Source organism: Massilia sp. LXY-6 (assembly GCF_051233485.1).
In the GTDB taxonomy this organism is placed as follows: Bacteria; Pseudomonadota; Gammaproteobacteria; order Burkholderiales; family Burkholderiaceae_D; genus Telluria.
Genome location: NZ_JBKFGF010000023.1, coordinates 40,657 through 53,406, shown reverse-complemented (window position 1 = coordinate 53,406; position 12,750 = coordinate 40,657). Strand labels below are relative to the sequence as shown.

Sequence of the window (12,750 nt, the reverse complement as noted above, 5' to 3'; positions counted from 1 at the left end):
TCTTGCGCCGCGGTCCATATGCAGGAGTTGGCGGAGGGCCAGCTCCTTAGCCGAGGTCGACGAAGACCCGGCCGTTCTCGATCTTCACCGGATAGCTGCGCACCGCCTCAGTGACGGGTTGGCAGGTCGGGCGGCCATCGCGGATGTCGAATTTGCCTTGATGAAGCGGGCATTCAATTTCGAAACCCTCCAGGAAACCGTCGCACAGGCGGGCATGTCCGTGGGTGCAGATGTTGTCGGTCGCGTAGACCTGTCCTTCGACGTTGTACAGCGCGACGTCCTTACCTGCGGTTTCGACGCCCAGGACGTCTTCCTCAGGCACGTCGTCGAAGGCGCTGACGTCGGTCCAGTTATTTGCCATGTCGGTCACCTATTTATATTGGCTCAGTTCAAATTGGATAAATCAGCGAGTTCGGAATCATTTCGGTGTCGTACACGCACACCCGGGACTCGAACTTCAGTCCTGCCGGCGTGACGCGCACGCGGTCGATGTAACGGCCGACATTGAACACCGTGGTTTCCTGGCTCAGCTTGGTGCGGAACACCGCATAGTTGGCCTCGGCCTCGACCAGGTCGCCCTCGCGGCGCAGGATGCGCGGCAGGCCGACCGTGTGGCGCTGGTAGTACGGGTCGTGGAACAGGGTTTCGCGGATCCCGTAGACCCGGTCCCGCAGCATGCCCTTGCTCAGCAGCGCTAGCGTGGACAGCGGGAAGCCGCGCTCGAAGTTCTCGCGCGGCTGCACCTTGTACTCGCAGTCGTCGACGAAGAACTCCACCCAGCGGTCCCAGTCCGCCGCATCCACGGCGGCCGCGTAGTCCGCGTAGAGCTGGGCCAGGGCCAGATAGGTCTGAACATCATCTTGTGCGCTCATCGATCAGTCCTCCATTACCTTGCGCCAGTACTCGTACATCCCGCGGATCAGCGTTTCCGTGACCATGTGGTCGGTGTTCTCGGCGCCGTAGCCGCCAAGTTCCGCCACCGCGCGATGGAAGGGCTTCTGCTCGAAGCCTTGCTGCGACAGCTCGATCACTTCGCCGTCGTCCGCCGACACGAAGCCGGCCGGTCCGAACAGGTTGGCCTGGATCAGGCGGCGCTGGGTCATCTCCTCGGTGTCGTCCTCGAAGCCGAAGTGAGTCCAGACGAAGTCGAACGAGCCCGTGCCGTCCGGCTGGATGTGGCGCGTCGAGACGCTGTTCACCTGCTGCTGGAAGATCACGCTCGGGAAGATCGTCATCATCACCGCCGTCGGGCCGCCCCACCAGTCTTCGGGCACGATGTCGAGCAGGCGCTTGTCCTCGATCTGCATGCTCTCCTTGAAGCTGGTGACGCCGGCCGTGACTTCGGACTTGGTGCCGCCGGTGCCGCGGGTCGAGATCATCGCCGCATGGCGGTGCTGCTCGTCCATCACCAGCTGCGATTTGTTATCCGCGCGCCACAGGCCATAGGTGACGAACCAGGTGTGCAGCAGGCCCGGATGGTATGGGTCCTTGATGTTCTCCTGCATCAGCTTCCAGTTGCCCGGGATGCGCTGGCGGTTGTAGCCGAGGATCTTCAGCTGGCGGCCGTTGAAGAGGCGGTCGAAGTAGCGCGTGATCTCCGGGCCGAGGTAGTCCTCGAGCGATTCAACCTCGTGGTCGAAGGAGGCGAACACCACGCCACCGCGCGTCGCGACCTTCAGCTTGGTCAGGCCGTGTTCCTCCGGCTTGAATTCCTTGGGCATGCCGCCCTGAATTTTGCCTTCCTGCTTGACGCCGCGGCGGAAAGGCACACCTTGCAGGTCGCCGTTCAGCCGGTAGTTCCACTGGTGGTAGGGGCAGACGAGCTCTTTCTTGTTGCCGTGGCGCTCGCGGCAGAACTGCATGCCGCGGTGCGCGCACACGTTCTCCACCACGTTGACGGCGCCATCCTCGCCGCGGATCATAATCACCGAGCGTTCGCCGATCACGGTGCGCTTGAAGTCGCCCGCATTCGGGATCTCGGCTTCCAGGCCGACGTAGCACCAGTGCCCGCGATAGAAGAGCCGTTCCAGTTCGCGCTTGTAGATTTGCTCGTCGGTGTAGACCGAGAACGGGATCCGGCTGCTGCTCTCTTTCGATTCCCACACCGGACGGATGGGAAATACGACAGGGGTGTCTCCCATGTCTGTCTCCTGTTATTGAAGCTTGTGACTTGCGAATACTTCTTCAGTCAGCGACACGGACGCGGATCTCGCCCAGGCCGGCGATCGAACCGACCATCAGCTCGCCCTGCTTTACCGCGTTCACGCCCTCCGGGGTGCCGGTCATGATGATGTCGCCCGGCTCCAGGGTTTCGTACTCGGACAGGTAGGCGATCGATTCCGCCACCGACCAGATCAACTTGGAGATGTCCGAGCGCTGGCGCGATTCGCCATTCACCGTGACCGCGATCTCGCCTTCGCGCACATGACCGACCTCGCTGGCCTTGTGAATCGGGCCAATCGGCGCCGACTGAGCGAACGACTTGCCGAATTCCCACGGGCGGCCCTTGTCGCGTGCTTCCAGCTGCACGTCGCGGCGCGTCATGTCCAGGCCAACTGCGTAGCCGTAGACGTGTTCCAGTGCCTGTTCGACCTGGATATTCGCGCCACCCTTGGCGATCGCGACCACCAGCTCGATCTCGTGGTGGAAGTTGGCGGTCTTCGGCGGGTACGGGATCGTCACTTCATCGTTGCCGGCGACGACAGTCGCATTCGCGGGCTTCATGAAGAAGAATGGCGGCTCGCGGTCCGGGTCCTTGCCCATCTCGCGCGCGTGCGCCGCGTAGTTGCGGCCGACGCAGAATATGCGGTTGACGGGAAACTGTTCTTCGCTGCCGGCGATCGGCAGGCTGTAGACGGGGGCCGGCGATACTGCGTATTTCATGATGTTCTCCAGGTGATTACTGCATTTTTTCTTCGCGCCACAGGCCGATTGCCTGTTGCATCGGACGGTCCGAGAAGCTGAACAGGATGGTCTTCTCCCTGGCCTGCAGGCGCAGCGGGTGCCAGGACGGGACCACGAAGACATCGTTCGGACCGAAGGTGTAGGTTTCGTCACCGATCTGGGCGCTGCCCTCGCCCTCCAGGCAGACGTACACGGTTGCATCGGTGCTGCGATACGGTGCGGTGGCGAAGCCGGCCGGCAGCAACTGGGCGAAGGCACCGATAGTCGGCATCGGCGATGCCCCGGTGGCCGGGTTCACGTAGCGCAGCTTGTGGCCGAAGTGGGCGTCCGGCGCGGTGCGGGCGATGCCTTCCAGTGCTTCCTTGGTCTGGGCGAAGGGGTAGACGAAGACCTTGGTCGGGTCCGAGGTCTCCTGCTTCAGGTCCATCGGCAGCATGTTGTGGCCGTAGCGCGCCAGCGAATCACCTTCCGGGCGCGAGGTCTGCTGCGATGCCTCGCTGCCATGTTCGGCGAAGCCGGCGTCAAAGAAGCGCAGGGTCGGAATGTCGAGGCCATCGAGCCAGACCACCGGTTCGTTGCCCAGGTTGCCGTGGTCGTGCCAAGTCCAGGACGGGGTGATGATGAAGTCGCCGCGCCGCATCGTGGTGCGTTCACCGTCGACCGCCGTGTAGGCGCCCTCGCCGTCCAGCACCAGGCGCAGCGCCGACTGGCTGTGGCGGTGTGCGGGCGCCACCTCGCCCGGCATGATCAACTGCAGCCCTGCGTACAACGATTGCGTGATCGACGAATTCCCACGCAGAGCAGGGTTTTCCAGGATCAGCACGCGGCGCTCTGCCTCTTCAGCGGTGATCAGGCGGCCCGCTTCCATCACCTGCTCGCGCACCTCGGCGTAACGCCACAGCGCCGGCGCCACCGGGGTTTTCGGCGATTTCGGGACCAATGCACCAAGTACCTCCCACAACGGGGTCAGGTTATGGCCACCGATCCGGCGGTAGAACTCGGCGCGCTTTTCCTTCACGCCATCAGCAGACAGGGTGCCGCTTCCTTGCATGTCCATACGTTTCTCCTCGGGTCAGGCTGCTTTCGCGTAGAACGCGTCGGCGTAGATGTGTTCTGTCTCGATGCCGCGGTCGCGCGCCACCAGCGTTGCCGCGTCCACCATCGGTGGTGCGCCGCACAGATAGGCGCGCCATCCTTCCAGCGAACTCCAGTCCTGGGCCACCGCCTCGGTGACGATGCCGCTTCGCAGTAAGGGGTTATCGTTGCCTTCGGTGACCACGACGTGCACCTTCAGGTTCGGGTAGCACACCGCCAGGCGGGTCAGCACGTCGGTGCAATAGATGTCGCGGGGGCTGCGCACACCGAAGTACACATGGATGTCATTGCGCATCCCGGATTCGAGGGCGCCGCGCACGATCGACAGGACTGGCGCCAGGCCGGTGCCGCCGGCCACGCAAAGCATCGGGCCTTCATGTTTGACGCGCAGGTATGAAGTGCCGAGCGGGCCGCTGACGCGGACCGAGTCGCCGAGCTTCAGGTACCGATCGACGTAGCCGCTTACAAGGCCGTCCTTGACGATGCGGATGTGGAATTCCAGTTCGTCGTCGCCGGAAAGGCCGGCCATCGAGTATGGGCGCACATGCTGCGGTGTGAACTGCAGCGTCGCGTACTGGCCCGGCGAGTATTCGAGCGGCTTGGCGGCGCGTAGCCGCAGGCGCACGATGTCATGGGTCACTCGGTCAAGCGCGGTGACGGTGCCTTTCAGGATCTTGGCCGGGTGGTTGATGACTTCGTCCGGCTCAGGGATCTCGATGGTGCAGTCACCGGTCACGACACTGGTGCAGGCGAGGACGGTCTGGCCACCCTCGGCATCAATGATGTGGCCGGGATTGACCGTGTCGGCCACGTTCCCTTCGATCACCTTGCAGCGGCAGGTGCCGCAACGTCCGGCGGTGCAGCTGTAAGAGATCGGTATTTCGTGCTCGCGCAGGGCTGCCAGAAGGTTGGCGCCCGGGGTGACGTCGATCACCCGGTCGAGCGGCTGGATGCGCAGTTTCATGCTGTCTCCAAAAAACTTATATCTCGTTCTTGGATTTGATTATAGGAAGTCTAGTAAAATAAAAATACAAAATCCCGTGAATCCACACTATAGATTTGGTGAATATAAGATGCTCAACCTGCGTGATATCGACCTCAACCTTCTTGTTGTCTTTCAGCAGTTGTACAAGGAGAGACGAGTTTCGGTGGTGGCGGAGAACCTAGGCCTGACCCAGCCGGCGGTCAGCAATGCGCTCAGCCGGCTGCGCAAAATGATGGGAGACGAACTTTTCCTGCGCACCTCGCGTGGCATGGAGCCGACGCCGTATGCAGTCCAGCTGGCGGAGCCGATCGATTTCGCGCTAACGACGATCCGCGACACGCTCGAACGCCAGTTGGAATTCGATCCTGTGGCAAGCATGCGCAGGTTCACGATTGCCATGACTGACCTCGGCGAGATTCACTTCCTTCCCCGCCTGATGCGCCGGCTGGCCGATATCGCACCCGGCGTGACAATCAGTACTGTCCGAAACGCTGCGGTCAACCTGAGCGATGAACTGGAGGCCGGTCGCGTGGACATAGCGATCGGCCTGCTGCCGCAGCTGAAGGCGGGCTTTTTCCAGCGCCACCTGTTCCGGCAGCGCTATGTATGCATCTTCAGGGAGGGGCATACGCTGGACAAGGATGTCCTGTCGCTGCAGGATTTCGAGGAGGCCCAGCACATCGTCGTGGTGGCGGGGGGCACCGGCCACGCGATCGTCGACGAAATCATCGAGAAGCGCGGCATCAAGCGTAACGTCAAACTACGTGTTCCGCACTTCGTCGCGCTGGGCCACATCCTGTCGAACACGGATCTGATTGCCACTGTGCCCGAGCGCTACGTGCGCGAAGGTATGGCGCCATTCAAGTTGCGTTATCTACCACATCCAGTGCCGTTTCCCGAGTTCGACGTCAACTTGTTCTGGCATGCGAAGTTTCACAAGGAGCCGGGGAACCAGTGGCTCAGGGGTGTGCTCGGCGAGCTGTCGATCGACCAGGGGGGCAATCCAGATGAGGCTTGATGTCGGCGGATTGTTCCAGATTGCTCGACAATGTGTTCCTGGCGAGAGGCTTGATGTCGGTAGATCCAGGCGGCCACACTGCTGCGGCTCATGGTGCCCCATGCACGCATGAATCCGATCCTAGACTACGACAGCACCATGAAGATTTCCCAACTGCCGCCGGCGCAACAGCCTGATTACACCCGCACCCGTATCGCCTTCCGGGTGCTGGTCGCCGTCGCGACTTGTCTGCTGGTCGTGCTGGGCTCCGTCTCGATCCAAAATGGTACGGCTCCCAGCCCCTTGACCTCGGGTGGGGCGCTGCTGGCGGGCGGCTGCGTGTTCGTCCTAGCGGACATTCTGCGTGCATTTCTGGTCGTGGCGATTCCGCCGGGGCTGTTCATCCTTTCGCTGGCCGGCCTGCTGGCAAACTAGTAAACAAGCATGGGCCGCTCCGGTCGTGGACCCTGCTCTCCCGTCACATCGGCAGCTCGGGCGTGAGCTTTATCTTCTGCATCGAGAAATTGGTCTTCACCCTCTACACTCCCTCGGTTCTGGTGAGGTAGTCGATCTGGAACTGGCGATCGTCATCCCGCGCTGCTGGCTACCACGCGGATCAGGAAGTCGCAATTGCCCCAACTAATTGGTAGTCGACGATTTGGGGCGAGTGCCTGGTCGCATCAGTGAAGCGGTTGACCGGATAGCATCCTGCGCATCCCACGCGATTCGGTCGACCATCATTTAATCTGCTGCGCCTGACTTTTGCCGCACCTCCGTAATGGTGTGACGGGAAGCGCCACAACCAATCCAAAGCGATCAGCACCGAAAAGAGTCTTTTTTAAATTACACCCGTCGTTTCGGATCCGCGCGCCACAAGCGGGTGAGTTGCAGTGTAGTTCCATACATCTGTTCATCGTGTCGGTTCTTTTGCGCCATTGTCTGTTGCAGTAGCGATGGATCGATGAGCCCGGATAGTAGATACGTGTATATCGCGATCAGCGAGTCACGCAAATGGATGAAGTCATCGATCATCGCTGGCGCGTGTGGGAACAGACCAAAGCGGGACTCGGGATGCAGCGACTTGATTCGATTGTCATAAAATTCCTCGAAGTACCGCATTTCTGGTGTTTCCTCAAAAAAAGCATCTCGAACGAATTTCGCCGCGTTTTTCGATGTGGGGTTTTTAATCCCGCGTGCTTTCAGTGCCCGCATTATGAGGCTAAACGAAGCCTCCAGCGATATGTAAATCGTGTTGATGGCCTCTTCGGCAAACTGCGCATGTCGCCAGAGCATGATGGCGCGAAGTAACGTAGACAGTCCCCTCATCAGCAGATGGTCTTCGATGTCAATCTGCGAATATAGCACGCGTTGCCAGCTCGGACGGATCGCATTATTCCTGAAGTCATATGACCCGCCGCCAAAAGCTGGTGGGGCGCTCACCCCCCGAAACACGCCATGCTGCCATGAATATCGATCCATGTAATCGAAGATTGCCGCACGTATTTTCCGATGGGTATGCTGACGGTCTAAAGGTTCGGAAACGCGCAAATAGATGGGGTAACGATATGGATATACAGCAAGGTACGATCCCTCGTACCTAGTCGAAAGTAATACCGAAGCATACAAGCGGATTTCGCTTAGAGTAGCCCATTCCATCTCGGAATAAAATCCGAAACTAGCCCGCTCGTAAGGATTGAACGAAGCAACTGAAAAGCTGAGCGTTTTACTGAGGTATAGTAGGCTTTCAAGTCCGGCAATATTTTGCGCTGGGTAGATCCCACTCGGGGACATGATTCGCACAACGTGAGTAGGGTGTTTTCCTCGGGGTGTACGATACAGGGACGGCACAATACTGACTGTCATCTAAAAAAATATAGTTGAAGGGCAGCGAATTGAGAGCCGTGGTGATCGGGCAGATCAAACGGCCTCAAATTTTTATGGGAATGTGTAACGCTTTCAAGTTAAGGTTTCCTGGCACACATGGCGCCGGGGATAAACAAGGATTTATCCGACGAGCACTATGCAGTGCAGCGCAGCGCGTGGCATCCTCCAGCATCTCGCAGTAAATCATCACCGGCATCAGCATGGAGGAAATACCTTTTAGAGCTATTTTGCAAACTTAATTAACGCTAATTCAACCGCCGCAGCGCCAAGTGGACATAGGACCGGCAGTCGGCATTCTATTAATAACAGCGAAGCGCGATGCTCGCTCCACCTTGTCCAGTATAGCCGCAAGCTTCGCAGGGGCGGGCTAAATCGTCGCCCTGCCGGTTTGGCAAACTACATACATAATCATGTCGAACGGCTGTTCAAAATCGCTCGCGAAGGCACGCGTAGTCCAAGGCTCGCGCATCACCATATTCGAATATGCGCATCTAGAATTCGTCGCGTTGGAATCAGTCTTCACAACTGAAGCACATGGGTGCCAGCGCCGATCACTTTAGTACACGCTGCCCCACCATTACGACCGCGCCCACCAGACCGACGAGTCCAACCAGCCAAAAGTAATCCAACCCTGCCATCAATGTCGCTTGCTGACCCAGCGCCTGCGCCAGGCTCGCCAAGGCCACTGTGGCCGGCTGCGCAGCCCCATGCTGCGCCAGCGATTCGGTAAGCGTATGCAGGGCCTGACCATACGCCGGATCACCAGCCACGAAACGGCCATTCAACGCCGTATAGTGTGCCGCCATGCGCCCTTGCAGCCCGGCCGTCGCCAGCGCAATGCCCAGGCTGGATCCGAACTGGGCCAGCATGTTCTTGAGCTGCTGGGCATGCGAGAAGACCGTCTCGTGGTGCTGCACCTCACGGAAAGTGTGCATCGCGGTAGTCGCCAGCACCAGCATGACGAACACGCCGTAACAGGCCAGCGCCGGGACGAAGTCGGTCCAGAGGTCGGCTTGCGGGCTCAGGCTGCTGACGCGCCAGCCGAACACCGACAGCGCGAGGAATCCGACGAGGTAGTACTGCTTCGCCGCTGGACGCTTGGGCACGACAAAGGACATGACCGCCCAGGTGAGTACTGTCGCTGCCAAGCCTGCGGCTTGCACCGGGCCGATCGTCTCCCAGGCGAAGCCCAGCCCGCGCTGTAGCACCGCCGGCAGCATGTAATTGGTGGCCCCCATCAGCGCATAGCAGAAGGTGAACAGGCTGACGCCGGCCCAATAGCGCTTGTTGCACAGCTCGCGCAGGTGCAGCAGTGGCCGCTCGCCCGCATGCATGCCGCGCACGAAGTAGCCCAGCGCCAGTACGCCAAGGAGCCCCGCCGCAAGCAGCATCGGCAGGTCGCTGTAAAAATCGTAGTATGAGCGCTGGAAGGCGTACAGCATGAAGAACGTGCCGGCCACCAGCGCCATCAGCATGACCGGGTGCGACTGTGTGCGTAGTTCATGATGCGGTACCTCGCTCGGCAGGCAGATCAGCGCCAACACGCCGATAAGGATTGCGAGGCCGATCAGCAGCACGAAAATCCACTGCCAGCCGTCGTGTGACACCGCGACGGACGCCAGGAACGGCCCGCTGGAGCTGCCCACCGCCAGCGCGGTGGCGAAGAATTTGATGCCGGTGAAGCGCGAGGGACTGGGTGGGAACAAGTTGACCAGCAAGCGCGACGAGGTCATGAAGGTACCGCCACCCAATGCCATCACGATCCGGCCCGCCATGAACTGCGAGGTCGTGTCGCTGGTGGCGCAGAGCCCCGCGCCAAAGATGAAGATGGCCAGCGAGCACAGCACGAAACGGCGCCAGCCGAGCCGCTCGGCCAGCCAGCGCTGCTTGGCGATGACCGCCACCGCGACGCAGGCGTACATGGCGCTGATCAGGCTGAATTCTTCCGGCGCTGCGCCGATCTCGCCCATGATCGGCCCTGCGCCGAACGCGATCATCCCGCTTTGCAGGTATTCGGTCGCGGTAAGCAGGAAGATCGTCAGCAGCAGCAGGCGCGGGTGCCTCGGGGGAGCGATGTGCATGGCCCGGCCTACTTGCGCGCGAGCGTCTCGTTGCCGGCGCGCTTGGCAGCGGCGTTGGCGGCGATGATGCTCGCCACCAGCTTGTCCGCCGCCCTGCCCTCGTCGGCGAAGACCTCAGTGCGATATGACTGGCGTGTGGCCAAGCCAGAAGTCAGGCGAGGCCAGCCGCGCTTGTGCGTGTCCACGCTGGCCCGCATCGACAGGCCGAGCTGCAGCGGGTGGCGCGCGACTTCTCGCGGGTCGAGGGCAATCCGTACCGGCACCCGCTGCACCACCTTGATCCAGTTGCCGGTGGCGTTCTGTGCCGGCATCAGGGAAAACGCGCTACCGGTCCCGGCTTCTTCGCCGACCACTTTGCCGTGGTAGACGACGTCCTTGCCATAAGCATCCGCAGTGAGTTCGACCGGCTGGCCGCTGCGCAGGTGGCGCAGCTGGGATTCCTTGAAGTTGGCCGTGACCCAGACGGTATCGATAGGGACGACGGCCATCAGGGCCGTTCCCGCGGCGACGCGCTGCCCGACCTGGACATTGCGCCTGGCGACCATGCCTGCGATTGGCGCCGGCACCGAAGTCCTCGCCGTCGCGATGTAGGCATCCTTGAGCTGCGCCGCCGCACCCATCACGTCAGGATGCGTGGCGACCGCGGTGCTGTCGACGAGGGCATGGTTGGCCGCGAACTGCTGCTGGGCCGAGGCCAGCGCAGCCTGCGCGGTGCGTACTGCCTCCCGCGCGTGCTCGAGGTCTTCACCCGAGATTGCGCCGGACTTCACGAGCTGCGAGCGACGGTCGAAGTCGGCCTGCACCTTGCTCACCTCTGCGCGGCGCAGGTCGACGTTAGCCTCCATCTGGGATGCCGACGCGTACTGGGCCCGCACCTGTCGCACGGTCTTCGCCAGCATTGCCTCGCTGCGCTCTAGCGCGAGCCGGGCATCGACGTCGTTGAGGCGGACCAGTTCCTGGCCGGCGCCGACACGGTCCGTGTTATCGGCCGCGATGGCTGTCACGGTGCCGGCGATCTGGGTCGTCACCTGCACCAGATTGCCTTCCACATACGCGTCCTCCGTTACTTCGCGGAACTGCAATGTCGTTGTCCAGTAAACGCCGTAGCCGGCTGCGGCGAGCAGCACGCCGCCAGCGACACAGGCTGCGGCGAACTTGTTGTGGCGGGGCGCTGGGGCCGGTGCCGAAGCGGGCGCCGTATGCTTGGTGTCTTGTTGGGTCATGTAACTGATTCGGTTCAGGTTTGTGGCAGACCGCCGCCCAGTGCCCGGGCAAGGCCAACGTCCAGTTCGATGGCGCGCATGTCGAGGTCCGACGCCAAGCGCTGGTTCGCCAGCAGCTGGGACTGCGCGGCCAGCACTTGCAGGTAGTTGCCGACGCCGGCGCGGTAACGCTGCAGCGCCAGGTCGTAGGCCTGCTGCGAGGTCTGGAGGGCCTCACGCTGCTGCGTGCGCTCCTCTTCGATCCAGCGCAGCGAAACCAGTTGGCTGACGACGTCGCGTACCGCGTCTATGACGGTCGCGTTGTACTGTTCCACCGCGATGTCGTACTCGGCGTTGCGTGCGGCCAGGTTGCTGCGCAGCCGGCCCGAGTCGAAGATCGGCAGCGTCAGCGCCGGGCCGATGCCGGAGATCCGGCTGCCGGTCGTGAACCAGTCCGAGAATCCGAGCCGCTGTACGCCGAGCAGCGCGGTCAGGCTGATGTTCGGATAGAACTGGCCGCGCGATACCTCGGTCTCCTTGCCGGCGACTTCGGCACGCCAGCGCTGTGCGACCACGTCCGGCCTGTGCCCGATGAGTTCCGCCGGCAGGCTGCTCGGCAGCAGTGCCTTGCGTGTCTCCTTGAGCCGGGGGCGCGCGAGGGCGAGCCCGCGGTCGGGCCCCTGCCCCGCCAGCGCCGCCAGCTCATTGCGGGTCAGGGCGAGCGTCTCCTTGAGCTGCGCGATCTGCACCCTGGCAGCGGGCACCTGGGACTGGACCTGCTTGAGCTCCACGTCGGAGTCGATCCTGGCGGCCACGCGCTGGCGGGTCAGTTCAACCACCTGTTCGCGCTGTTTGAGGGTCGCTTCCGCAATGTCGAGCTGTTGACAGGCCTGCTGCAAGCGAATGTAGCTGCGCAAGATGCCGATCACCAGCACCAGCCGGGCGGCGTAGGCGTCCACTTCGCTCGCGCGTTGGCGCCCGATGGATGCCTGGATCGCCGCCTCGTGCTTGCCCCAGAAGTCGAACTCATAGCTGAAGTTGAGCGACGCCTCGTTCACCCACTTCCAGGTACCGGCGACCGGTGGTGGCGTGGTGCCGTGTTCGCTGAACTGCTGGCGATTGCTGCGCACGCTGGCGCCGGCCTGCGGCCCTGCGGCTGCTTCGGTGGCGCCGGCCAAGGCCGCCGCCTGGCGTACGCGTGCCTGGGCGACCTGCAAGTTCGGGCTCTGTTCGAATGCCTCGGCGATCAAGGCATCGAGCTGTGGGTCGCCATAACGGCGCCACCACTCCTGGGTCGGCCACGCAGCCGCGGACAGTTTGGCGGGGGCGAGACTCGCACTGGCCTGCAAGCTGGCGGCGTCCAGCTTCTTGGCGCTGGTGTGCAGGCCTTTGGAGCTGGCGCACGCCGCCAGGGCGGCAGCCAGGCATACCGCCGCCGTACTGTTCAGACAAGATCTCATGGTTGGCATTTAATTGCCTAGGCAAATACAACGAGAAAAAAATGCGGGCGCGAAGCCCGCTCCTCTAAGCTTGAGATATTAATTGCTCAGGCAAATGATTGCAACTGCGAAACTCAATGTATCGCAACCGTGTACATGCCCT

The 12,750-nt window shown here is 61.9% G+C and carries 12 protein-coding genes; 2 read left to right on the top strand and 10 right to left on the bottom strand.

Translation table 11 applies throughout. The features are described 5' to 3' along the window. Nucleotides 1–46: 46 nt before the first annotated feature. From ACI48D_RS11890 to ACI48D_RS11865, 6 genes are read right to left on the bottom strand one after another with little or no spacing between them, the layout of a single operon-like run. Nucleotides 47–361, bottom strand: a complete 315-nt coding sequence (locus ACI48D_RS11890) for a non-heme iron oxygenase ferredoxin subunit (protein WP_435571428.1) — start codon at nucleotides 359–361, stop codon at nucleotides 47–49. Between the two features lie 28 nt (nucleotides 362–389). Beyond that, nucleotides 390–872 (bottom strand): aromatic-ring-hydroxylating dioxygenase subunit beta, encoded by a 483-nt coding sequence (locus ACI48D_RS11885; RefSeq protein WP_435571427.1) that lies wholly within the window; start codon nucleotides 870–872, stop codon nucleotides 390–392. A gap of 3 nt (nucleotides 873–875) precedes the next feature. After that, nucleotides 876–2,141 (bottom strand): aromatic ring-hydroxylating dioxygenase subunit alpha, encoded by a 1,266-nt coding sequence (locus ACI48D_RS11880; RefSeq protein WP_435571426.1) that lies wholly within the window; start codon nucleotides 2,139–2,141, stop codon nucleotides 876–878. A gap of 43 nt (nucleotides 2,142–2,184) precedes the next feature. Further along, nucleotides 2,185–2,883: a fumarylacetoacetate hydrolase family protein gene (locus ACI48D_RS11875; RefSeq protein WP_435571425.1), complete on the bottom strand. Its 699-nt coding sequence runs from the start codon at nucleotides 2,881–2,883 to the stop codon at nucleotides 2,185–2,187. A gap of 16 nt (nucleotides 2,884–2,899) precedes the next feature. After that, a complete protein-coding gene (gtdA, locus tag ACI48D_RS11870) occupies nucleotides 2,900–3,955 on the bottom strand; it encodes a gentisate 1,2-dioxygenase (protein WP_435571593.1) in 1,056 nt (351 codons plus the stop codon). 21 nt (nucleotides 3,956–3,976) lie between these two features. Continuing rightward, the gene (locus tag ACI48D_RS11865) at nucleotides 3,977–4,963 is read right to left on the bottom strand and encodes a 2Fe-2S iron-sulfur cluster-binding protein (RefSeq protein ID WP_435571424.1); all 987 of its coding nucleotides are present in this window, start codon (nucleotides 4,961–4,963) and stop codon (nucleotides 3,977–3,979) included. A gap of 109 nt (nucleotides 4,964–5,072) precedes the next feature. Between ACI48D_RS11865 and ACI48D_RS11860 the strand changes: the two genes are divergently transcribed. Both ACI48D_RS11860 and ACI48D_RS11855 read left to right on the top strand, forming a co-directional pair. Beyond that, entirely contained in the window at nucleotides 5,073–6,002 is a 930-nt protein-coding gene (locus tag ACI48D_RS11860; protein ID WP_435571423.1) for a LysR family transcriptional regulator, read from the top strand. 108 nt (nucleotides 6,003–6,110) lie between these two features. Beyond that, nucleotides 6,111–6,416 (top strand): hypothetical protein, encoded by a 306-nt coding sequence (locus ACI48D_RS11855; protein WP_435571422.1) that lies wholly within the window; start codon nucleotides 6,111–6,113, stop codon nucleotides 6,414–6,416. 408 nt (nucleotides 6,417–6,824) lie between these two features. On the opposite strand, the gene ACI48D_RS11850 is transcribed toward ACI48D_RS11855, so the two are convergent. The 4 genes from ACI48D_RS11850 to ACI48D_RS11835 all read right to left on the bottom strand — a co-directional run bounded on the left by ACI48D_RS11850 (nucleotide 6,825) and on the right by ACI48D_RS11835 (nucleotide 12,617). Next, nucleotides 6,825–7,772, bottom strand: a complete 948-nt coding sequence (locus ACI48D_RS11850; RefSeq protein WP_435571421.1) for a hypothetical protein — start codon at nucleotides 7,770–7,772, stop codon at nucleotides 6,825–6,827. A gap of 644 nt (nucleotides 7,773–8,416) precedes the next feature. Beyond that, nucleotides 8,417–9,946: an MFS transporter gene (locus ACI48D_RS11845; RefSeq protein ID WP_435571420.1), complete on the bottom strand. Its 1,530-nt coding sequence runs from the start codon at nucleotides 9,944–9,946 to the stop codon at nucleotides 8,417–8,419. 8 nt (nucleotides 9,947–9,954) lie between these two features. Then, nucleotides 9,955–11,169 (bottom strand): efflux RND transporter periplasmic adaptor subunit, encoded by a 1,215-nt coding sequence (locus tag ACI48D_RS11840; protein ID WP_435571419.1) that lies wholly within the window; start codon nucleotides 11,167–11,169, stop codon nucleotides 9,955–9,957. A 14-nt stretch (nucleotides 11,170–11,183) separates the two neighbouring features. After that, nucleotides 11,184–12,617, bottom strand: coding sequence for an efflux transporter outer membrane subunit (locus ACI48D_RS11835; RefSeq protein ID WP_435571418.1), 1,434 nt, complete (start codon nucleotides 12,615–12,617; stop codon nucleotides 11,184–11,186). Nucleotides 12,618–12,750 lie beyond the last annotated feature (133 nt).